At 60.6% G+C, this 21,673-nt stretch carries 17 protein-coding genes; 6 read left to right on the plus strand and 11 right to left on the minus strand.

Annotation, left to right across the window (positions count from 1 at the left end; genetic code table 11):
* Positions 1-634 precede the first annotated feature (634 nt).
* On the minus strand, positions 635-1,324 hold the full coding sequence (locus J3U87_RS16180; RefSeq protein ID WP_237384092.1) for a response regulator: 690 nt from the start codon (positions 1,322-1,324) through the stop codon (positions 635-637).
* A gap of 368 nt (positions 1,325-1,692) precedes the next feature.
* Here J3U87_RS16180 and J3U87_RS16185 point away from each other — a divergent pair, with 368 nt between their 5' ends.
* Entirely contained in the window at positions 1,693-2,277 is a 585-nt protein-coding gene (locus tag J3U87_RS16185; RefSeq protein ID WP_237384093.1) for a chalcone isomerase family protein, read from the plus strand.
* Between the two features lie 249 nt (positions 2,278-2,526).
* Here J3U87_RS16185 and J3U87_RS16190 read toward each other — a convergent pair whose 3' ends face one another.
* Both J3U87_RS16190 and J3U87_RS16195 read right to left on the minus strand, forming a co-directional pair.
* Complete coding sequence (locus J3U87_RS16190) at positions 2,527-3,915, minus strand: OmpP1/FadL family transporter (RefSeq protein WP_237384094.1); 1,389 nt, start codon at positions 3,913-3,915, stop codon at positions 2,527-2,529.
* Between the two features lie 404 nt (positions 3,916-4,319).
* Positions 4,320-4,973: a TetR/AcrR family transcriptional regulator gene (locus tag J3U87_RS16195; protein ID WP_237384095.1), complete on the minus strand. Its 654-nt coding sequence runs from the start codon at positions 4,971-4,973 to the stop codon at positions 4,320-4,322.
* A 229-nt stretch (positions 4,974-5,202) separates the two neighbouring features.
* Here J3U87_RS16195 and J3U87_RS16200 point away from each other — a divergent pair, with 229 nt between their 5' ends.
* Positions 5,203-6,480, plus strand: a complete 1,278-nt coding sequence (locus J3U87_RS16200; protein WP_237384096.1) for an amino acid deaminase/aldolase — start codon at positions 5,203-5,205, stop codon at positions 6,478-6,480.
* Positions 6,468-7,850: a D-arabinono-1,4-lactone oxidase gene (locus J3U87_RS16205; RefSeq protein ID WP_237384097.1), complete on the plus strand. Its 1,383-nt coding sequence runs from the start codon at positions 6,468-6,470 to the stop codon at positions 7,848-7,850. Before J3U87_RS16200 ends, J3U87_RS16205 begins: the two co-directional genes overlap by 13 nt.
* A 619-nt stretch (positions 7,851-8,469) precedes the next feature.
* On the opposite strand, the gene J3U87_RS16210 is transcribed toward J3U87_RS16205, so the two are convergent.
* The 5 genes from J3U87_RS16210 to J3U87_RS16230 form a co-directional block, all read right to left on the minus strand.
* Positions 8,470-8,775, minus strand: coding sequence for an antibiotic biosynthesis monooxygenase (locus J3U87_RS16210; protein ID WP_237384098.1), 306 nt, complete (start codon positions 8,773-8,775; stop codon positions 8,470-8,472).
* 79 nt (positions 8,776-8,854) lie between these two features.
* The gene (locus tag J3U87_RS16215; RefSeq protein ID WP_237384099.1) at positions 8,855-10,036 is read right to left on the minus strand and encodes a murein hydrolase activator EnvC family protein; all 1,182 of its coding nucleotides are present in this window, start codon (positions 10,034-10,036) and stop codon (positions 8,855-8,857) included.
* 69 nt (positions 10,037-10,105) lie between these two features.
* Positions 10,106-11,011: a PfkB family carbohydrate kinase gene (locus J3U87_RS16220; RefSeq protein WP_237384100.1), complete on the minus strand. Its 906-nt coding sequence runs from the start codon at positions 11,009-11,011 to the stop codon at positions 10,106-10,108.
* Positions 11,012-11,193: 182 nt separating this feature from the next.
* A complete protein-coding gene (gene mtnP, locus J3U87_RS16225; RefSeq protein WP_237384101.1) occupies positions 11,194-12,072 on the minus strand; it encodes an S-methyl-5'-thioadenosine phosphorylase in 879 nt (292 codons plus the stop codon).
* Positions 12,060-13,955, minus strand: coding sequence for a M61 family metallopeptidase (locus J3U87_RS16230; protein ID WP_237384506.1), 1,896 nt, complete (start codon positions 13,953-13,955; stop codon positions 12,060-12,062). Before J3U87_RS16230 ends, mtnP begins: the two co-directional genes overlap by 13 nt.
* Positions 13,956-14,361: 406 nt before the next feature.
* Here J3U87_RS16230 and J3U87_RS16235 point away from each other — a divergent pair, with 406 nt between their 5' ends.
* The 3 genes from J3U87_RS16235 to J3U87_RS16245 all read left to right on the plus strand — a co-directional run bounded on the left by J3U87_RS16235 (position 14,362) and on the right by J3U87_RS16245 (position 17,594).
* Complete coding sequence (locus J3U87_RS16235) at positions 14,362-14,961, plus strand: GNAT family N-acetyltransferase (RefSeq protein ID WP_237384102.1); 600 nt, start codon at positions 14,362-14,364, stop codon at positions 14,959-14,961.
* A 346-nt stretch (positions 14,962-15,307) separates the two neighbouring features.
* Entirely contained in the window at positions 15,308-16,252 is a 945-nt protein-coding gene (locus tag J3U87_RS16240) for a DUF1338 domain-containing protein (protein WP_237384103.1), read from the plus strand.
* Positions 16,253-16,346: 94 nt separating this feature from the next.
* Complete coding sequence (locus J3U87_RS16245) at positions 16,347-17,594, plus strand: type II secretion system F family protein (RefSeq protein WP_237384104.1); 1,248 nt, start codon at positions 16,347-16,349, stop codon at positions 17,592-17,594.
* Between the two features lie 768 nt (positions 17,595-18,362).
* On the opposite strand, the gene J3U87_RS16250 is transcribed toward J3U87_RS16245, so the two are convergent.
* The 3 genes from J3U87_RS16250 to J3U87_RS16260 are packed head-to-tail and all read right to left on the minus strand — an operon-like array spanning position 18,363 to position 21,371.
* Complete coding sequence (locus tag J3U87_RS16250) at positions 18,363-19,304, minus strand: adenosine deaminase family protein (RefSeq protein WP_237384105.1); 942 nt, start codon at positions 19,302-19,304, stop codon at positions 18,363-18,365.
* 37 nt (positions 19,305-19,341) lie between these two features.
* Positions 19,342-20,256 (minus strand): hypothetical protein, encoded by a 915-nt coding sequence (locus tag J3U87_RS16255; protein WP_237384106.1) that lies wholly within the window; start codon positions 20,254-20,256, stop codon positions 19,342-19,344.
* A complete protein-coding gene (locus J3U87_RS16260) occupies positions 20,253-21,371 on the minus strand; it encodes a metallopeptidase TldD-related protein (protein WP_237384107.1) in 1,119 nt (372 codons plus the stop codon). The genes J3U87_RS16255 and J3U87_RS16260 overlap by 4 nt, the downstream gene beginning before the upstream one ends.
* Positions 21,372-21,673: the final 302 nt, after the last annotated feature.

Here is a 21,673-nt window from a genome sequence, read left to right on the forward strand (position 1 = left end):
GGCCATCGTCCATTCCGGCGGATGGGGGCGATGGGGGGCGCGGCGATGCGATGCAAGCTTGGGCGTTCGCCGGAAACCAAAGCGGCCCTTTTTGGGGAAGGACGATCCCGTGTTTCATGTGTCACTTGATCCTCGATTCAGCTCTATCTAAAAATGGCACAACCCCACCCGTTCGCGATGGTCGCGGACGCGGCCGAATGCGTAGGCAAGGCAAAGGGATGGTTTTTCGCCAGGTCGGGTCCGCTTCGGCGGCTCGATTGGCGAGCGTCCGAGAGACCGGCTTGGCCGTCAGCGATGGGTTACCGATTGGTCATCCACGGCGGGTTCCCCCCGACATGGCGACCCGCAAATCCCCGTGTTGATGTGCGCTCGATATGTATTGGCAAAAAATGGATGAAAATAATGAAATAGCGATGGCGAAAAGCTTGCGCCTCAAAAGGTTTTCGACGCCTGAGTCACTGCCGAAACCGCTTCGACCGAGGTCGCTCGCCGATCCGGACGAAGGGCTTGGCAGAACCACCTCGTTCGGATGGGCCCTAGCTTAAACCACCGCCGGCGTTCGAACAATAGACCCAAAGTCATATTTTTGTGAGACGACGATTCTACCGGACGAATTTTTTGTGCACGAACCCGTTCAACTGGCGGGTCGCTCGCGCTCCACCAAACCCTGCTCCCAGGCCCAGGTCACGGCCTCGGCCCGACTGTGGAGTTCCAACTTACTGTAGATGTTGGTCACGTGATTCTTGACCGTTCCGCCCGAAATGAACAGCTTCGCCGAGATGCTCGGGTTGTCGAAACCCTCGGCGATCAGCATCAGCACCTCGCGCTCGCGCCGACTCAGCTTGGCCAGCGGGCCCTTGTCCCGTTGGGCCGCCAGCTCCGCCTGGCGATCTCGTTTGGCCTTGATGCGCTGGCTCAGCCAGCCCTTGACCCCGCCGGCCACGCCTTCCACCGCCTCGATGATGATCTCGGGCATTTCGTCCTTGGTCAGGTACCCGTAGGCGCCGAGGTTGAGGAGCCCGTCGATGAACTGCATCGAATCGTAGGCGCTCAAGGCCAAGATGCGAACCGGGTGCCGCTTGCCGGCCAGTTGTTTGGCCACCTCGACCCCGTTGAGACCGGGCATTTCCATATCCAACACCAGCACGTCGGGATTCAATGCGAGGGTCAGTGCCAGGGCCTCTTCGCCGTTGCCGGCCTCGCCGATCACGTGAATGTTGTCCGAAGAGGTGAGCAACTCGCGAATACCCGAGCGCACGATGGGGTGATCGTCGGAAAGAAGGACGCGAATGGGCGTGGGATCGGATGTGACGTGAATCGGCAAAACAGTCTCTCCCTATGGCCTTGCTTGGATAATCATAAACGCTTGGCAAGCAGCCTGCCATGATCGTTCGGAAAGTGGGGAACCTCGTAGGGAGATACGCAAGGAGAGATCGGGACGGCCCGCCCGGACTTCATTTTGAATCCTCCTTCAACCATGGCGTGATGCGGCTCTCCGTCTCTGCTATGATGAGGCCTACCTGCCTACCTTGCCGCATTTCATCCACCGAACCTCGGAGATTGGACCTCGTTCCCCGTCGCGGGGCGATTCGGCTCCGGCTCCGCTCCCACCGCATGACTCCCCGTGCCGGCAAGGGTCGGGCTCCAAGGCGCGGCCTGTGACGTCCGCCTCATCGTTCAAGGAGATTTCACGTGAACAGCTTTTCTTTTTTTCGATCCACGGCGCTTGCGCTGACGTTGGCGTTGTTGGCCGGCGGGCCCCTGCTCATGGCCGGCAAAATCGGGGGTGTCACCCTTCCCGACAACATGAAAATCGAGAACCAGGACCTGGTTCTCAACGGCGCGGGCCTGCGCAAGAAACTCTTCATCAAAGTTTACGCCGGTGGGCTTTACGTCAAGGCCAAGTCCAAGGATGCGGCCGCCGTCGTCAAGGCCGACGAACCCATGGTGGTGCGCATGCACTTCATTTACAACGGGGTTTCCGCCAGTAAACTGACCACTGCTTGGAACGACGGCTTCAAGGCCGCCACCGGTGGCAAGACCGAACCGATCCAGAAGCACATCGACGCCTTCAACGCGCTCTTCACCGGCGAGGCCAAGAAGAACGATGTCTACGATGTGATCTACGTGCCCGGCAAAGGTGTGGAGTTGAAGGTCAACGGCAGCTCCAAGGGCACGGTTTCCGCCGGAATCGATTTCAAACAGGCGCTTTTCGGCATCTGGCTCGGCGACAAACCCGCCGACTCCGGCCTCAAGAAAGGCATGATGGGCAAATAGATCCGGAAGGTGGCGGGCCTCGTCCCTGTCTTTGCTTGCAGGCCATCGGTCGCAAGTGGAACCTGGACTTTGGAGCCTCTTTCCATGCCGAACGAAAAACGCGGGCTCCGGCCGATACCGGCCGAGGCTCGCGTTTTCTTTTTGGGTGCCGCCGACTTGCGTCGGGAAAACAACGAGACTGCGGTTTGGCGACCCTCCAACGGAACCGTTTCGATTGCCGAATGGATGTCGATTCTGGATGGGTACCTATCAGCGGCGCAGGTTGAAACCGATGGCGAAGGACGTGATATCCGTCTCCACCGTACCGGTCAGGATCGCCGCATCGGATTCGAAGGTACCTTGGGTGATGTCGACTTCCATGCCCAGCGTGTGTTGCAGGCCGACATCCATGGCCAAGGTATCGCTGAACCGATAGGTCATCCCGACCGAGAAGGCGCGATAGTCCTCGAACGGAAAGTTCAGGTTGAGGGTCTCGTCGGGAATCGGGCTTTCGTCTCTGGCCGCACCCGCGCGCAGCGACATGGCTTCCGAAACGCGGACCTCGGTTCCCAACGCGAACCGCAGCGTGTCGTCCCACAGTTGGGGCTGCACGATATGGGGTCCATCTTGGGGTTCGATCGTCAGCGTTTGGAACCGGCTCCAGCGGGTCCAGGTGACGTCGCCCTGAATCGACCAGTTCCCGTTGACCTGGTGGAAGCCGCTCAATGAGAGCGCCTCGGGCGTGACCAGCTCCAAGAGCCCGTCGACCGTACGATCGCGCAGGTTGGGATCGGCCAACGGCAGCACCAGTTGGGTGTGGGCGGGAAAGCGGAATTCGGCTTCGCCGTCGAGATTGTGTTCGATATCGCTGCGGTAGTTGAATCCCACCCGGGAACCCTCGTTGAATTGGTAGAGGAGACCGAAGGTCACGCCGAAGCCCACGTCGTCCCCTTCCACCAGCACGCTGCCGTCGTCGGTGCTGGTACCGGGCGTATCGAAACCCTGTTGGGCGCAACTGGGGAGGCCGAGCGCGGCCAAGGCTCCGGAGGCCTCCGCCAAGGCGCAAATCCCCGCCGAATTGACGTCGTTGCCCAGCGAACCGTCGAGGTACTGCAGGCTCAAACCGATGCCCATCGAAAACCGTTCGGTCACGGCCACGCCGACCGAGGTGTTGATGTGGACCCCGAACAACTCGGACTCGGTGGCGAAGTAGCGGCCCACGAAATCGCGATCGTAATCGGTGCCCGTGGCGTAGGGCACGTTCAGGGAAAAGCCGAACACCGTGTTTTCGGTGAGCGGCCGTGCGACGTAGAGGTGGGGGATCACGATATTGCTGTCCGGATCGCCGCCGTCATTGCCCTGAACCGGCAGTACCGCAAGCCCGTCGGTGGTGACCGCACCGCCCTCGAAATCGGTTTGCGTATTGATGAGGGAAATGCCGGTCACGTATTCGGTTTGCTTCAGGCGGATCAAACCTGCCGGATTGTAATAGGCGGTGCTCGCGTCACGTGCTTCGGCGGCACCGCCGGAAAAGGAGTCCCCCAAGCGGCGCGCGCTCTGCTCGTCCACCTGGTAGCCGTGGGCCGAGACATAGATGGGGCCCGCCAGGAGCCAAAAAACACAGAGCCATGCCGATACGCGAATACATACTAGTCTCATAGTGCATCCTTCTCTCCCGCCAACGGGAGGCCATAGAGTTCAGGCCAAAGGCTGCCGTCGCCCAACACCGATTGCGCGTCATCGCTCGAGATCGAAGTCCGGTGGCACAGCCAGGGCCGAATCATGAAGTGAATCGAGGACCGGTTTCCGAACCGGGCCCGCGCGATGCTCGGTGCACCCCATGTGCGTGGGCATCACGCATCTCGGGAGTGCGAATCGCACGGCGGATCGGACAGCGGAAGAGCGCACCCACACCTCGCCCCAAAGGCCGGTAGGGGTTCGAACAAAGCGAGAGAGCTCTCCCGGGCGCTTGTCTCGGCGGAATCTTCAGGACTATCCGTTCTTTTCTCGAAACGCGCCTGGCGCGTTGTAGGAATCGACTCGATTGCCGGTACCGGGATCGCTCAGGGTTGGGCTTTCGCCGCTTCCGCGAATTCCGGCCGGCTTTTCATTCGTGACATGATGTAACTTTTGACCATGTGCTTCAGCTCTTCCAGCATGATCTCCGCCTGCTTCGGCTCGGCGGTCATCGCCAGCCGCAGCACGGCGCCGCACGATCGCGTCGTCACCATGGCCACGGCTTTCAGGGTGTCCTCATCGAGATGAGGGAACATGTCGCCGGCGCGGGTGACGATGATCGAGACGTTCTGCTCGAGGTCTTCCAGATCGAGCTGATTCAACTCCGGGTTGGCTTGAATCCCCGACCAAAGCTCCATGTAACCGGGCTCGGAGCGATAGAAGCGGGCGTAGGCGTCGATCATCCGATCGAATCCCGTTTCCAAGTCGAAATTTTCGAGAAACTCCTGGAGATAGGGTCTCAAGTTGACGAAATGCCGCTCGGCCAAGCTTTTGATGATCGCGTTTTTATTGGGGAAGTAGCGGTAGAGGGAGGCCAGTTTGATGCCCGCACGGCGTGCGATCTCGCTGGTGGTCAACCCATCGACCCCCACCTCCTGGACCAGTTGGGCGGCAACGTCGAGAATCGCGGAGACACGACGTTTGCTGCGTTCCTGTACAGGTTCACGGCGGGGGTTGTTCTGCTTTTCAAGCTGTTTCATGCATGTCCTTCCGAAAAATTAGAGAAAGTCTATCCAACAAATCGGAAAAGAGAAGGGATAAGTTGAAGAAGAAACGTGACAAGTGAAAATATAATGACAAAAACATGATTGATTGTCACGTTTTTTTGTGCCACATTATTTGTAAATCCATGGATCTGCATTCGGACCTCATTGATTCCCACGACCCGAAGAAACCAGCGTCACCGGCGAGGCCGCCGCGGAGGTGCCCGTGAAATCCCAAGTTGGATCTACGTTCGAAGCGGTGGGTCGATCCGCTCCTGAAGAGGGTGCCGAGCGCGAAGCCGGCACGCGATCCGGGATTCTGCCCGACTATGCCTATTACCGCGACCTGTTTGCCGGCATGGAAATGCCCTTCGCGTTCGTGGATCTGGATCAGTTGCGGCGCAACGTTCGCGATATTTGCGGTCGTGCGGCCGACAAACGCATTCGCATCGCCTCCAAGTCGGTGCGCTCGGCCGCCGTGATGCGTCACATTTTGGAGGCGGACCCACGAATCCAGGGCCTGATGTGTTTCAGTGCCCACGAGGCCGTGGACCTCAGTCGCCAGGGCTTCGACGACCTCCTGATCGCCTATCCGGCCGTCGATCCCAAGGCGCTGCGTGCGGTAGCCGAGGAAGTGGCCAAAGGCAAAACCCTGTATTTGATGGTCGACTGCGCCGAACACGTGATTCGTGCCGAGCGCGCCGGCGCCGCTTTGGGCATCACCCTGCCCCTGTGCCTCGATTTGGACATGTCCACCGCCTTCCCCGGTTTGCATTTCGGGGTTTACCGGTCGCCGATCGCCGACGTGCGCGCGGCCCTGGCGCTTTGGGCCGAGATTCGCAAACATCGCCACGTGCGGCTGGACGGGCTGATGGGCTACGAAGCCCAAATTGCGGGGGTACAGGATCGGATACCCGGCCAGTTTTTCAAAAACGCCGCCATTCGCCTGCTCAAGAAATGGTCGCTGCCCAAAGTGGTGGCTCGCCGCCAAGAGGTCATCCAGGCACTCCGCGACGAAGGTGCCGAACTGGTGCTGGTCAACGGCGGCGGTACTGGCAGCGTCGCCACCACGGTCACCGAATCGGCAGTCACGGAAGTGACGGTCGGCTCGGGTTTCTACTGTTCTCACCTGTTCGATTACTACCATTCCTTCGATTATCGACCCGCCGCCGGGTTTGCCCTCGAAGTGGTGCGCGAACCGCGCCCGGGCATGATCACCTGTGCCGGCGGCGGCTATATCGGTTCCGGCGCGCCGGGTTGGGAAAAGTTGCCCGTTCCCTGGCTGCCGCACGATTTGCGGCTGGTTCCCAACGAGGGAACCGGTGAAGTTCAAACGCCCTTGATCCTGACCAATCAATCCCTCACCATCGGCGACCCGGTGTTCTTCAGGCACAGTAAGGCAGGCGAGCTTTGCGAACGCTTTACCCACCTGAAGCTCGTATCGAACGGGCGCGTGGTCGAGGAAGTCACCACGTATCGAGGAGACGGAACATGTTACTTTTGAAGCAGAATCAATCCAATGCCCCACTCGAAACCGATACGGGAGCCGCCGTGCCGAACACGCCAACGGGTCCGAGCCCGATCACCAACTGGTCCAACTGGTCCGGGCTGGTCACCTGCCGGCCCCAGAATTACGTGCAACCGCGCAGCGAGGAGGAACTGGCCGAGCTGGTGCGCACCTCCCGTGCCGAGGGGCGCGAGGTGCGGGTGGTCGGATCCGGCCACAGCTTCACGCCTTTGGTGCAGACCGACGATACCCTGGTCAACCTGGATCGCTTGGCGGGCATGATCGGGTGCGAGGCGCGGTCCCTGCAGGCCACCGTTCATTCGGGAACCAAGCTGCATGCCTTGGGCGAGATGTTGTTCGAGCGCGGCCTGGCCCAGGAGAATTTGGGCGACATCAACGTGCAGAGCATCGCGGGTGCCATCAGCACCGGCACCCACGGAACCGGCATTCGTTTTCCCGGAATCGCCCAACAGGTGATCGGTATGAAACTGGTCGACGGCAAAGGGGAGGTCGTTTCCTGTGGGATCCGCGAAAACCCCGAGCTGTTCAATGCCGCCCGGGTATCGCTGGGCGCCCTGGGCATCATCAGCAGCCTGACCCTGCAATGTGTCCCGGCCTACAAACTCCACTATCGATCGGAGCGTGCCACGCTCGAAAACTGCCTCGCCGATCTGGACCGGCACCGCGAAGACAACCGCAACTTCGAATTCTATTGGTTCCCCTACTCCGACCGGGTTCAGCTCAAGTTCATGAACGAAACCGATCGCGAGCCGACCAACGTGGGGATCGGCAAGAAGTTCAACGACGTGGTCTTGGAAAACTACGCGTTCTGGCTGTTGAGCACGGCCTGTCGCTGGTTCCCCTCGCTGTGCAGCTCGGTCAGCAAGCTGTGTGCATCGTTGGTCAGTGCGGACGAGCGTACCGATTGGGGCCATCGAATCTACGCCACGCCCCGCATGGTGCGGTTCCAGGAAATGGAGTACAACATTCCGCGCGAGGCGTTCCCCGAGGTCGTTCGTGAAATTCGGGCCAAAACCGCCGAGCGCCGTTTCAAGGTTCACTTTCCGCTGGAATGCCGCTTCGCCGCACGCGACGACATTTGGCTGAGCCCTTCCCATCAGCGCGATTCGGCCTATGTGGCCGTGCACATGTTCAAGGGCATGCCGTGGCAGGATTATTTCCAGGCCCTGGAGAAAATCTTCCTGGCTTACGACGGGCGGCCCCACTGGGGGAAATGGCACAGCCTGACCCAGCGCGAGTTGGCCGATCGCTACCCGCGTTGGGCGGACTTTCTCGAATTGCGTGCGACGCACGACCCGGACGGCGTGTTCCTCAACAGCCACCTGCGCCGGCTGTTTGGCCTCTGAGTTCAGCAGGGGCGGTAAGCCGCCGGCTGAACGTTTTGAAGCAACCCACGCCTGAAGTGCCCGCAAGTAGTGAGTGCCGTCGCGCCTGTAGGTGAGGGGGCCGCCCAGGCCAGCTTGCTCCACCAATCGAAGCAACTCAATTGAAACAAGAATGTTACAGCAAGAGCGAAGCCTCTCTTGAGGCAGAAGGTCCCCAAAGCAGAGTGACTGGTGGCGACAGTGCCCGCATCTGGAGAGGGACGTTGTGGCTGCAAGTGAAGCGGGCAACGTAGACAGCTTATCCCACCCATCGAAGTGATATCCGCTTCGGCTGATCTTTGGACTCAAGAGCGAAGCTACTGATTCTCCGAATCGGGCAAAGCCGAGGACGCGACCCTCTCGGGCACTACGGCAAGTCGGAACCAAATCGCTTCGATTGGTTGAGCAAGCTGGCCTGGGCGGCCCCCTCACCTACAGGCTTGACGCCGCTTGCGAAGATGCGGGCACTCCGAAGAGTTCGACCCTGGGAGGACCCGCATGTCGAGAGGCTCGTCGTGCCGGGTGGGGTTCAGCAGGGGCGGTAAGCCGCCGGCTGAACGTTCCGAAGCGATCCGGGCGGGAACCCCAGAGCGGTTCGACGTCAGGAAAAGCTTCCCACGCGGAAGTGGCCGCTGAAGGTCACCGATTCCACTACCGCCATCAAGAGCTTGCTGCTGGGCCACTGCTTCCAGGCCTCGTGGGCCGAATGTGCTCGGGCCGCATTCTCCCACCAGACCTCGTCCATCAGCAGGTTTTCGTCGTCGGTGTGTTCGAGCGTCTTGAAAGCCACCAACCCGCCGTGACGCTCCATGTCGGCCAGGCTCTGCGCCCGCGCCGCCGCGAACGCCGCGCGATTGCCCGGTTTCAGGCGGTATACCACCAGCTCCATCACCTGTTGATCGTCCATGCTTCTTCCTCCCGGAAAGACATCGTTGCGCGAGGACCTCGATCAGACCGCCGGTGGAGAGAATCTCGGTGAGGGGGCGTCAGCGACGACGTCGCACCAGCCATTCCTTCGGGTTTTCCGGCTTCGTTTGGTTGCGGATCTCGAAATGCAGCACGGGGCCGTCGAGTGATCCGGTGTCGCCACTTTCCGCGATGACTTGGCCCCGCTCGACGACATCGCCCTTGCTCACCAGCAACCGATCGCAGTGGGCGTAGAAGCTGGTGATCCGATCGCGGTGGTCCAGGATGACCAGGTTCCCGTAGTTCTTGAACCAATCCGCGTAGATGACCTTGCCGCTGTAGATCGCCTTGACCGGGGTCCCCTTGTCCATGCGTAGGGTCACCCCGTTCTGGCGGCGCTTGGTGTTGTAGTCGGGGTCGATGTACACGCCGAAACGGCGCAACGTCGACCCCCGCGCGGGCCAGTCCAGGCGGCCCTTGTAGCGGGAGATGGGCAGGCGCAACTTCATGGGGTCCGTTTCGGACTCGGTCAGACGCCGCACCATCAACTGGAGTTCTTCCTTTTCCAGCTCCAACTCGCTGAGCAAGCGCTTCTTCTGGTTCGACTGGCGCCGGATCTCCTTGAGTCGCGTATTGCGTTTGCGCAACAACCGCTCCAACTCGCGGCGTTCCTCGTCCAGTTGCGTTTTGGTGCTGAGCGCCTGGGTTTGAAAGGTTTCCAGTTGGGTTTCCATGTCGGCCAACCGGCGCTGGGTTTCCAGGTATTCGGTCAGCAGCCGATTGTCTCGTTCCGTCAGGATCTTGGCGTAGTGATATGCCGTGATCAACTCTTCACGACGCGATTCCTTGAGGAACAGTTGGGCGTAACCCAGGTTGCCGCGTTTGTACAACTGGCGCAAACGGAGATGGATGCGCTGTTTTTGTTCGGCAGCCTTCTCTTCGAGGCCGGTGCGGGCCTGGCGCGTATTGGCGATTTGCTGGTCGGTTTGTTCCAGTTCCAGCTCGAAACGCTCGACCTTGCCCGAGAGTACCGCTCGTTCCAGTTCCAGGCGCGTGATTTCCTCGGCCAGGTTGCTGCTGTCGCGCCGCATCGAACCGAGCTGCGATTGCAGGCGGGACAGATTGTCGTCCACCCCGCGAATGCGCGTTTCGATTTCGCCGACGCGATTGGGTTCGACCTTCGGTCGGGGCTGATCCGCCGCCACACCGAAAGAGGTGGCCCAGAATCCGATCAGCAGAAACGACGCGATGCTGCGAACCATTGAGACTCCAAGGAGAGAGAAGACTGCGCCGTGTGCGGAAGTGCCGCACACGGGCATCTGACCGATGGATCAACCGTGGAAGTGGGTGATTTCCACGAATGCGTGGTATCGATCCTCGATGTCTGCTTGGGAAATCGAAGCCAGACGATCGATGGAAAACGACTCCACTGTAAAAGAACCCATGACGCTACCGTATATAACGGCTTTTTTCAGATTTTCGAAAGAGTCATCGGGATTGGCGGCCAAATAACCGATGAATCCGCCGGCGAAGGAGTCTCCGGCACCGGTGGGATCGATCACCTTGCACAGGGGATAGGCCGGTGCGGTGAAGATGCGGTCGCCGCGGATCAACAGGGCGCCGTGCTCGCCCTGCTTGATGCACAGGGTTTTGGGGCCCATGTCGGCGATGGTCCTGGCGGCCTCGATCAGGTGGCGGTGACCGCTGAGCATGGCGGCTTCCGAGTCGTTGATCAACAGGCAGTCCACGTGCTTCAGGGTTTCCAGCAGGTCCGTGCGGGTTTCCTTGATCCACAGATTCATGGTGTCGAGCGCGACCACACGCGGCTGGGTCATCTGGTTGAGCACGTCCAATTGGAGTGTCGGGTGGATGTTGCCCAGGAAGACGATTTCGTTGTCGCGGTAGGAGTCGGGAATCTTGGGCTTGAAGTGCTCGAAGACGTTGAGTTGGGTGTCGTGGGTGATGCGGTCGTTCCAGTTGGCCAGGTATTCACCCTTCCAGAAAAAGCACTTGCCGGGGACCTGCTCGAGACCGGTCAGATCGATTTGGTGGTTGGCGAGGAGCTCGCGGTCGGCCAGGTTGAAGTCGTCGCCGATCACGGCGACCAGATTGACGTTGGCAAAGTGTTGGGCCGCCAGTGCGAAATAGGTGGCGGAACCGCCCAGGGCGCGTTCACGGCGGTCGAAGGGCGTAATGATTTCGTCGTAGGCCACGGAACCTACTGTGAGAATAGTCATGCTGGGGCTACCTTTCCGAAGATTTGTTCAACCCAAATCGAACGATTCTTGGTGGCGTCCTGCACCGACTGTGGGGCTGCAACAGCCTGTGAAAAAGCTCGCCGTACCTTTACAAGTACGACTGTGCTTTCCCCAAACTGTTTCGCGCCAGCATCTTGGCACATGACATCCACCCGAATCGCTCACTTTGGGTTCAAGTACTTGCCGACGATGTGCTGCAATTGTTCCACGCGCTCGGCGGGCACGTGTTCGGCACTGGTGAGGATGGCGAACTGCAGGGCATCGTGGATCGGATTGGCGTGAGCCAAGTCGATGTTTTCCACGGCTGAAGCAATTGTAGCCGCGGCTGCGTCGGCATTTTGTTTGAGGATCTTGAGAACCATGTCCACCGTGACCGCTTCCTCTTCCTCGTGCCAACAATCGTAGTCGGTGACCATCGCGATGGTGGCGTAGGGGATTTCGGCTTCGCGGGCCAGCTTGGCTTCCTGGAGGTTGGTCATGCCGATGATGTCGGCGCCAAAGGAGCGGTACATGTGCGACTCGGCGCGGGTGGAGAACTGCGGGCCCTCCATGCACACGTAGGTGCCGCCCAGGTGACTGGTGACCTTGTTGGCCACGGCCGCCTCGTAGAGCACTTTTTGAAGGTAATCGCAGATGGGGTCGGCCAGGGACACGTGAGCCACGATGCCGTCGCCGAAAAAGGTGTCCACCCGATGGCGGGTGCGGTCGATGAACTGGTCGGGAAACACGAAATGCGTCGGCGCATAGGCTTGCTGCAGCGATCCCACCGCGCTGGCGGAAATCAGGTAACGGGCACCCAGCATCTTGAACGCGTAGATGTTGGCGCGAAAGTTCAACTCGGTGGGCGCGATGTTGTGCTTGCGGTTGTGGCGCGCCAGGAAAGCGACGGTTTTGGAGCCCAGTTCGCCGACGAGGAAGGCGTCGCTGGGTTTGCCGAACGGAGTGTCCAGCTCGATTTCGCGGCGGTTGGTGAGCGCTTCCATTTGATAGAAGCCGCTACCTCCGATGATGCCGATGTCGATGGAGGCTAGGGATGCCATGATGTCTCCTGTTTGCTGTTTTCTTTGGCCGTTGAATCGGGTGGGAAGAGCGCTTGGAAAATGGAGGTCTGGAGATCGGAAGCCTTGTCGCCGTCGAATTTGAGCTTCACGACTTCCTGCTTTTCTTCGAGGGTCACCGGCACCGTCAGGATGTGGTTCCCACGGGATACCAGCACCTGGATTTCGTCGCCGGGATGCGACCATTGCAGAATCTTGTCGTAATTCGAAGCGGTGACGCGGCGGTTGTTGATGGCCAGGATCTCGTCGCCGAAGTCCAAGCCCGCCTGCCAGCCACTGGAGCCGCGCCAGACGTGCCGGACGAAGACGGCATCGTCCTTCGTCTTGGTCTGGATGCCCAGACTGACGGGTTTCGGCGGCTGGTGGGGGGCCTCTTCGGTTTCCTCGACCTTGGCTTCCGCCACCTCGATTCCCGCGTAACCGAGGAACTTTTCCATGGGCAGCGGGTTGGCCTGACGAATGTAGGTGTCCAGGAAATTGACCGCGGACTTGCCGCCCACTTCTTGGAGAATGCGGGCTACCAGATCCCAGTTGATCGGTTTTCGCTGTGCGCCGAAATCCCGATAGAGGCGCGCCATCACGGTGTCCAGGCTGCGCTCGTTCTTGGACTTGTGGCGAATCAGCAGATCGAGGGCCAGGCCGCTGAGGCTGCCGGCCCGGTAATAGTCGGTCTGGGAATTCTTGGTCGTGAAGCTGGGGTGGTAGTAGTGGATCCAGGCATTGAACGAGGCTTCGGCCAGGCTCTGGTAGTGGTTGCCCGGTCTCTGGTTGTAGCCGTTGATGACCTTGGACCACTCCGCCAGACCGCGTTTGGCGTCCCAAAATCCGGCGCGGTTCATGAGAATCGTGTCGTAGTAGGAGGTCCAGCCTTCGTGCAGCCATAACAGCTCGGTGTACTGTTCCCGCTGGTAATCGAATTCGCTGAGGCTCTGGTCGCGAATGGCCTTGACGTTCCAGGCGTGGTAGTACTCGTGGATCATCAGGCTCAGGAACCGGTCCCAACCATCGCGGGTTCGGAAGTGGTCGGCATTGGCGTGGACCAGCGTGCTGTTGGCGTGTTCCAGGCCGCCGCGTGCGCCGTCCAGGCGATAGGCGGTGAGAAAGTAATAGCGGTCGAAGGGGAAGTCGCCGAACAGGTCGCCGACCGTGGTGCCGATCTTTTGCAGGGCCTCTACCATACCGGCTTCGTTTTTGTTCACGTCGCCCGCGATGACCCAGTAATGGGGAATGCCCTTGACGTCGAACTCATGGCGGCGCAGCGGGCCGAACATCATCGGCGAATCGATCAGGACGTCGAGGTTGTCCGCCAGAAACAGGTGCTCGTCGAGCTTGGGAAGGGCGGTGGCGATGGTCCAGTCGGCGGCGGGCTTGACCTTGATGCGATAGCCCCAATGCTTTTTGCCCTCTTCGTAGAGGAAGGCACTGGCGGGGTTGAGGAACCCGTAAAAACTGTCCAGATAGCTGGTGCGAACCGAGAATTCATAGGCGAACAGGCTGTAGCGGACTTTCAGGGCTTCACCGGCGGGGACTTCGACGGCCCAGGTCGCCTTGTCCTGCTTGCGCCAGGACAGGGGTTTGTCCGAGGAGTCGAAAGCCTGGAACTGTTCGATGTTCTTGGCGAAATCGCGAATCTTGTAGGAGCCGGGTATCCAGGTGGGCATCGAAAGGCGGCGAATGGTGGCATCCGTCGGCGGAAACACCATCTCCACTTGATAGAAGTGGGTGGTGGGCTTTTCCATACTCACGGACGCTCGGACCAGCGGAGCCTTGGTATCGAGGTAGAGATGCGCCGGAGTGGTGGGCGTCTGGGTCCACATCGTCAATGGGATCGGCATCGCCGCTTGTGGACGCACCACGAGGAACACTGTCAACAAACAACCTAAGCTCAGCAAGTATGGGCCTCCCGTCCTTCATCACAACCCGACATTCTAACAGGCGAATGGGCGTGAAACCAGCCAATGGTCGATAATCCGAGGTGCGGGGTTCCTACGGGGCCGAAGGAGTCGACGGTTGCGTTCCGTCGATGTGTTCGCCGGTGACTTTTTCCGAGTGGGCGTCGCTTGACGTTCGCGGAAAAGTTGTTCGCGGCGGTGCCCTGCCAGGGGGCGGGAGGTCGCGGCCTGCGATCGCGCAAAAACCGAACGGAATTGAAGGCGACCCGCCCTCGAAAAGATTGCTAACAGACTCACACGAGCGGCTTTGCGTGGTGTACCTGTCATATATATAATGAACGGGTCCGCCGATCCGATTTTCACCGAGGGGGTTCTGACCATGCAGCCCGAAACCCGTAGAGATACCGTCGAACAGATTCGAATCGAAACCGCGCGTTTGTTGTTGCGCCGCTTCGCCCCCCAGGACAAGGACATGATGATCGAGCACGAGCGCGATCCCGTCATGATGCGGTACATCCGCGACATCGCCGCCGACGAGGACATCCTCGAACGGGTCGACGGCTTTCTGGTCCCCTGGCCTGGCGAGGAACGCACATGGGCGGCTCTGGCCGTCATCCCCACCGATGTCGATACCGAGTGCCCCATCGGCATGGTTTGCTTTCGTTGGGAATCCTTTGTCGACGAGCGGGTCGAGATCGGGTACCGTTTCCATCCCGATTTCCAGGGACGCGGTTATGCCTTCGAAGCCGTTCAGGGCGTCGCGAAGTTCCTGTTCGAGCAGTTGGGGGTCTTGCGGATCGTCGCTTATTGCATCGCCGACAATCACGCCTCCTATCGGTTGATGGAGAAGTTGGGCATGCAGCGGGAGGGCTTACTGCGGCGCCATTCGCGCATCGGCGGCGTCTGGTACGACGAGCTGGTCTACGGCATGTTGGATACCGATTGGCGTCAAGTGCCTGCAGGTGCGGGCCTTGAATAGAACCTGAGGCGGCCCCGAGCTCGCGCCGGTTCGGAGTGCCGCGCCACAACTCGAATTTTTTGTAATTCCCCTGTTTCACAATCAGGCGGTCTGTGAGAGAGTGTGCGCGAACCATGCTCGGACCCGAGAGCCGTGGTGGTGGGGGGCCGCCCAGGGGCCCGCCGGGGGTTGACGAGAGGGGACCGAAGGGGATCCATCGCGGGAGAACCCTGGCCGTCGCATCGACGATTCCAGTTGGCTCGGCGGCATGGCTTCGCGATGGTTTTCGCGGCACCGGTGTTTCGTCGACACCCGCATCGCACGGTCGGGTCGGATGGTTTCACTATCTAGTCGCGGGGAGGCCGCCATGCGTCGTAAGGAAATTTTGCTCCAGTTATTGGACAAGCTTCACGACAGTTACGCGAGCAAAGCGCTCGTTGCCCTCAGAGTCAAGCAGGTCATTGAGAGTTTGGGGGGCCACTACGTCAACGACCACATCGCGTTTCGCACCTTTGGATTGCCCGGCTTCGGCATCAACTCGATTGCCGCACCTTTTCAGGCTTTGGGTTATCAGGCCTGTGGCGAATATTATTTCGAGGAAAAGAAGCTCAACGCCATTCACCTCGAGTTTCCCGAGGACAATACCCTTCCCAAGATTTTCATTTCCGAGCTGATGGTCGAGCGCATGTCGCCCAAGGTCCAGAGTTTCATCCGTGCCCACACGCGCAAGGTCGACAGCAGTTTCGGTCGCGGAGTCATCGGCATCGATCAGGTCAATCTGGACCATTTCGACTCGATCCGGCACGCCTTGACAGCCACCTTCCTGCACCTGGACGCGACGCCGTGGCCCTGGGTGACCGTGGAAGACTACAAGATGCTGAAGCAAGAGAGCGAATACGCTTCTTGGGTCGCGGCCTTCGGGAACCGCGTCAACCATTTCACCATTGCCATTCACCAATCCAAGGTGTTTCAGGAAGTGGCCGATATCAACGAGGCCGTGCAGAAGGTGGGCATCAAGTTGAACGACTCGGGTGGCCTGGTCAAGGGCAGCGTCGACGTGAGCCTGGAGCAGAGCTCGACCGTCGCCGACCTGGTCTACTGGCCGTTTGCCGGCGACAAACTGGAAGTGATTCCCTACGCCTACATCGAGTTCGCCCGTCGCTTCCCCAAGGACGCCAGCTTGGCCAAACCTTGGAAACACGAAGATCTGTACCACGGCTTCGAGGCCATGAGTGCCGACAAGATCTTTGAATCCACCTATGAAGAGCAGGTGAAAAAGAACGAGAAATCGGAAGGAAAGACCGAGAAGTAATGGAGACGGCCCCACTTTCGGGTGGGGTCGTCCTCGCTCGGTTCCGCGTCGATCGCGCCATCCGACGCGAAACGCCAAGTGACCCGGAGCCCGCATGACGAACGGCAGCGTATCGAATTCATCTCCCGATCCGGCTCCCAAGAACCAGGTTCGTTGCCCGAACTGCGCACGATTCGGTCCCATCGGCGACGGCTGTTGTGTGTATTGCGGGGTGGTCTACGCCAAATTCCGGCGCCGAACTCGCCCGCCCGAAAAGGATCTCGTCACCGAGGCCGCCGCGTCCGTCCCGGCTCCCGGACCGATCGGCCCCTCGCAGTTGAAACGCCACGCCGCCTTCTTCCACAGCCTGGGTCGGATGCTCGAGAGCGGCCTGCCACTGGTCGGTGCGCTCCAGCAACTGACGACCTTGCCGGCACCACTCGGGCCTTTGGCTCGCGATCTGGTGCCTTCGTTGAACCGCGGCCAGGGCTTGATGCCGTCCCTGTACGCGCTGGCCCCTTCCTGGCCCTGCTACGTGTGGGCCCACCTGGAGGCCGGCGATCGGTCCGGCCATCTGGCGACCATGTGCCTCCGGCTCGGTGAGGAGATCCAAAGGCGCCGTACCCGTTTGCTCCAGCAGGTGTTCAACTTCCGCAACATCATGCTTTTCGTCTACTTCTTTTTGGCTTCGCTGTCCGTGGCGATCTCCGGTGCCGTTCGCGATCTGGATCCGGCCAAGGTCGATCAGGGGGTTGGTGCCGTCATCGACGGCATCGTCACGGGGATGATTCCGCGATTCCTGGGATACGGCACCATGGCGGTCTTGGCGATCGCCGCCTTTTGCTGGTTTCAACTGCGCGGAAAGGACCTGCTGACCGAGCGTTCGCCCGCGTTCGAGCGACTGCGCCTCACCCTCCCCATCTTCTCCGGCGTGTTGATTCGGGAGTCGTTGGCGCGCTACCTGGACCTGCTGGTGACGCTGGTCGACAGCGGCCTGCCCATCACCAAGTGCTTGACCCTCGCCGCCGGCGACATCGAGTTTCCCCGGTGGCGGACCCAGTTTCACGCCGTACGCGAGGTTTTGGAACGGGGCGGTGACCTGATTGACGGTTTCGCGCAGATCGACCATATCCCGCCGGAAGTGTCGGTTCAGCTCCGAACCGCGATGGTGACGGGCGAGTTCGGAGGAACCCTTCAGCACCAGGCGGCCGCGATGCGCGAGGAGGCGGTGAACTTCCGCAACGGGCTGCAGGCGGTCTACCTGGCTTTGGCGTTCCTGGTGGGCATCGTCTTGACGGTGATGGCCCTGGTCGCCGGCATGGGCGCCTGGATCCCGCTCTACGAAAAGGTCCTCGGCATCTGAGGCGGTCTCTTCCTCCAACGAAGCAACGAGCGCTCGGGCTGGGAGTGCCCGCATTACGAAAGTGCCGTCGCGCCTGTAGGTTGGCCCGCTGGGCCGACGCGTCGAAGCAACGATTGCAACGAGAGTGAGTTACGCTAAAGAGCAAAGCCACTGTCTTCCCTCGAGGTGCGCAATCGAAGTCGAAAAATCCACAATCCTCGCATCGTAAGAGGGGCGTCAAGCCTGTAGGTGAGGGGGCCGCCCAGGCCAGCCTGCTCCACCAATCGAAGCGATTGGGTTTCGACTTGCGGCAGTGCTCGAGAGAGTCGCGTTCTCGGCTTTTTCCGATCCAAATATTCGGTAGCTTCGCAAAGATCGGCCGAGGTGAATGTCACTTCGATTTGTGGCCCGGTTCACTTGCGGGCACATCGCCCCTCTCCAAATGCGGGCACTGTCAGCACTGGCCACTCCGTTTTGGGAACCCTCTGCTGTAAGATGGGCTTCGCTCTCGTTGTAACGCTTTTGTTTCGATTGAGTTGCTTCGATTGGTTGAGCAAGCTGCTCAACCTACAGGCGCAGCGACGCTTTTTAAATGAGGGCACTTCAGGCCTGAGTTGCTTCGTTTTGCGGGCCTTCCGCATCAAGATGGGCTTCGTTCTTGTTGTAACGCTCGTACTCCAAGCGGGTCGTTTCGATTGGTCGGGCTGCCAGCCTTACCGGACCTGCTCAACCCACCGGCTTTTCGTCGCTTGCGAAAACCGGTTCTTCACAGCCGTTCGAGAAACGCGATCAGCGGAATTCCAAACCGAAGGCCATGATCTCCAGTAATTTGTCCCACGAAATGCCGATGTCCTCCGCCAATTGATATTCGTTGAACAGATCCGTCTGAAAATAGAAGGGATCATCGGTATTCAGGGTCACCGGAATGCCGTACTCCAGGAATTTGAAGATCGGGTGCCGCTTGAGATTGGTGACCGTGCCCGTGCAGAGATTGCTGCTCAAGGAAACGTCGATCGCGATTTGGCGCCCGGCCAGCTCTCGGCACAATTCGGGATCCCGTGCCGCGGAACAACCGTGGGCGATGCGGCGAATGTCGGTATGCTCGATCAGGGTTCGGATGTTCTCGGGTCCGTCGACCTCGCCCGCGTGGGCCACGACGAACAAGCCCGCCTCCTGGGCGCGCTCGAACAGCGGCAGGAACTGGGCCATGTCCAGGTCGGGCTGGCCGCCGCCCACGGAAAAACCGCGCACGTATTCGGGACGATCGTGCAACACCATCTCTAGGGTGCGACTCATGAACGGCAAGCCCATGTTGAGCACCGTGTCCAAAATGAAGCTGACCCGCAGCTTGGGGAATTGGGCCAGCGCGGCGCCGATGCCCTCGTGAATATCCACCAGCTCGCGGTGGAGCTTCTGGACATAGACTCCGGGCGAATATAAAACCTCCGCGTACTGCACACCCTGCCGTTCGAACTCGGCACACAGGTCTTCGGTCACCATTTGGAAATGGTCGCGGGTCTTGAGCAGGCGGTAGCCACTCATGAACTGCTCGAGAAACTCGACGAAACTGCTGGTTTTGAAACGACGCCGCAACGCCTCCGCGGCCAACCCGTTCCAAGGATGATCGGGTTTGGCGGAAGCCAGCTCGCGTGCGCGCTCCATGCGAAACGATCCTTCCAGGTGCACGTGCAGTTCGGCCTTGCCGATACTCCGAAAAGTCTCAAAGTTCATGGTTTCCCCCGGTAACCGCCTCATTTGGAGGCGATGGTCATCCCCCGATGTCCATCAAATGCCATCGCGCCGACGGCATGTCATAGTCTACCCCATCCACCAGGAGGCGCGCCCGCGGGCCGCCGAACCGGAACGATTTGTAATGACGGTAGAGCGGCTGATCCAATGTCAAAACGCGCATCCGGGCTTGCGAGCCCCAGCCGTCGCGAAGGATCAGCAATTTTCGATCGGGGTCGTGGGCCACGACGCGAAACGAGGTCGCGGCCGTTTCGATTGTCGCACGTTGGGGCACAAAACGCAGATATATCGGTCCGCCAAACGCCATCGCTCCCTTTCGCTCGGGCGAAATCCGGTGGGATGTCGTTTCGATCCAGCGACCTGAAGGCGAATCCAGGCGACGCAGGTGTGGCAGGGCGTCGCCCAAAACGTGCAGCAACCTCAGGGCGGGAACATGGATGGACGCCGTCGGGTTGGCTGCGGCGAAGGATCGCAGGGACTCCGGAGGCGCGGACAATGGCCGCATCCACTCGTCGAGCCAGTACATCAAGGCCCGAGTCGGCGGCTGGCGCATCGCGAAGGAGAAGCTGGAAACGTGGAAACCGAGCGCTTCGCAGGTCAGGGAAATGGAGAAAGTCCAGGTCGTGGTGGTCGTGTGCGATGTGTCCAAGCGCGCAAGGAAGTGGCCCGACTCGCGATGGTGGGTCATTTGAAAGGAAAGCGGGTTGTCGCGGGTGGCCAGCCAGGTCGCCCACAAGCGGCGTTGTCGACCGAACTCGGGCGGTTCGATTCGCTCCGACAGGACGGAGGTTTCGTGCCGCTCTTGCAGCCAAGGGCCGTCGGGCAGGCGATGAGCCGTGATTCGCTCGCAACTCGTCGCCTCGGCGCAGCCCTCGGGGGTCCACGACCATTGGCGACGTTCGATTCGGTTGCGGCAGAGCGCCCGCTCGCTCATGTGGCTTCTCCTCTCAGAAGCAGGGACGGCATACCCAACCCCATCGGCACGGCCTGGTGTTGCTTCATGCACCAATGGACCACGGGATCCACCTGAAAATCGCGGCCTACCCCTACGATGCGGGCCAGCAGGTCCAAGGTCTGCCATTCGATCGAGGTCCAATTCAGGTAAGCCCGCGGCTGGCCGTGCTCCAGATAGAAAACCGGTCCCGTCAATACCTTGACGCGATCACTGCCCGGCAGCCAGTTCCCGCCCTGCAACCAACAGACGTAATAGCCGCGAGGCATGCCTGCCAGCCAGGCATCGGGGTCGCCCGAACCGGGCCGCACCATGAAGTTCGAGGCGCGCACCAGTGGCAGATCGCGGAAGCTGGCGCGCCGCCAAACCCCGCGCCCCCGGCTCAAGTCGCCCACCAGAATGCCGCGATGAACCAGTGTCGTGGCCGAGGCCTGCCATCCGATATCGTCGAAGTCCATGCTCCCGGCCAGTCCCGCCAGATCCGGCCGATCCATGACGGTCAGATCGTGATGGGAGATCAGTTGGCCCTGGCGGCCTTTCAAGGGACTGTGCGCCAGGTATTCGGCCTCCAAGGCATGACCCAGGGCCTCGTGCAACAGGGTGCCGCAGTAGGGCGACAAGACCATCGGCAGGCTTGGGTCCAGGTGGGTCAGGGCCGGCAACAGGCGTGGCCACTCTTCCCAGGGCCCGCGACGGAAGGCCGGTGTGCCCTGTTCGGTGCAGCCGAAGGCGCTGTCCCAACTGCCGCCGAGTCGCAACGCGCCCCAAAAGCTTTGATACTCGCGGAGTGGACCGCGGCGGCCACCGGTCTGGCGGCGACGAACGAGGACCCTCGCGGTGAGTCCGGCATCGGTATCGCGGAATCGTTCCAGAAACGTCTGCAGCTCGGCGATACAGGCGTGCGCGCGTTCCAGCAGTTTCGGATCGACGCGGGCCCCCGCGGCCTTTTGCGATTGTCGCATGCCTTGCGGGGTCGTGCGGGCGTGGTAGACAACCCGACCCGCCCGTGTGGAAATCAGGGATTCGGGCCGGGCGACGGAACCCGTCAAGGTCGCCGAAACCTGGCTTTCAAACATCTGGTGGTCGCGAGGACGCAACGGCAAGACTCCTTGGAAACGAGCAGGCGACATCGGGGCGCGGAGCGCCTGGTACGAGCCGAAGCGACAGGCCTGAAGGGTGCCCGGATCGAGGCGCGATGCCACCCGACATGCTCAATCGCGCCTAAATCATAAAGGGCTCATGCGGTTGCGTCCAGGCGGGATTTACGAAAACGCGCTGGGCGCCCGAATCGCCCCAACGGGGAGTCACGGGGTTCACGATAACTGTCGAACTCCTTGGAGTACCCGAGCCTTTGTAAGTGGTGTCAAGCCTGTAGGTTGGCCCGTCGGGCCGACACGTC

This window comes from Sulfidibacter corallicola, assembly GCF_017498545.1.
GTDB classification, from domain to species: Bacteria; Acidobacteriota; Holophagae; order Acanthopleuribacterales; family Acanthopleuribacteraceae; genus Sulfidibacter; species Sulfidibacter corallicola.

What these genes read in the sequence shown, in the direction of transcription:
- J3U87_RS16190 (WP_237384094.1), bottom strand. Translation starts at nt 3,915, where the DNA reads ATGAGACTAGTATGTATTCGCGTATCGGCATGGCTCTGTGTTTTTTGG.
- J3U87_RS16195 (WP_237384095.1), bottom strand. Translation starts at nt 4,973, where the DNA reads ATGAAACAGCTTGAAAAGCAGAACAACCCCCGCCGTGAACCTGTACAG.
- J3U87_RS16205 (WP_237384097.1), top strand. Translation starts at nt 6,468, where the DNA reads ATGTTACTTTTGAAGCAGAATCAATCCAATGCCCCACTCGAAACCGAT.
- J3U87_RS16210 (WP_237384098.1), bottom strand. Translation starts at nt 8,775, where the DNA reads ATGGACGATCAACAGGTGATGGAGCTGGTGGTATACCGCCTGAAACCG.
- J3U87_RS16215 (WP_237384099.1), bottom strand. Translation starts at nt 10,036, where the DNA reads ATGGTTCGCAGCATCGCGTCGTTTCTGCTGATCGGATTCTGGGCCACC.
- J3U87_RS16220 (WP_237384100.1), bottom strand. Translation starts at nt 11,011, where the DNA reads ATGACTATTCTCACAGTAGGTTCCGTGGCCTACGACGAAATCATTACG.
- mtnP (WP_237384101.1), bottom strand. Translation starts at nt 12,072, where the DNA reads ATGGCATCCCTAGCCTCCATCGACATCGGCATCATCGGAGGTAGCGGC.
- J3U87_RS16235 (WP_237384102.1), top strand. Translation starts at nt 14,362, where the DNA reads ATGCAGCCCGAAACCCGTAGAGATACCGTCGAACAGATTCGAATCGAA.
- J3U87_RS16240 (WP_237384103.1), top strand. Translation starts at nt 15,308, where the DNA reads ATGCGTCGTAAGGAAATTTTGCTCCAGTTATTGGACAAGCTTCACGAC.
- J3U87_RS16245 (WP_237384104.1), top strand. Translation starts at nt 16,347, where the DNA reads ATGACGAACGGCAGCGTATCGAATTCATCTCCCGATCCGGCTCCCAAG.
- J3U87_RS16250 (WP_237384105.1), bottom strand. Translation starts at nt 19,304, where the DNA reads ATGAACTTTGAGACTTTTCGGAGTATCGGCAAGGCCGAACTGCACGTG.
- J3U87_RS16255 (WP_237384106.1), bottom strand. Translation starts at nt 20,256, where the DNA reads ATGAGCGAGCGGGCGCTCTGCCGCAACCGAATCGAACGTCGCCAATGG.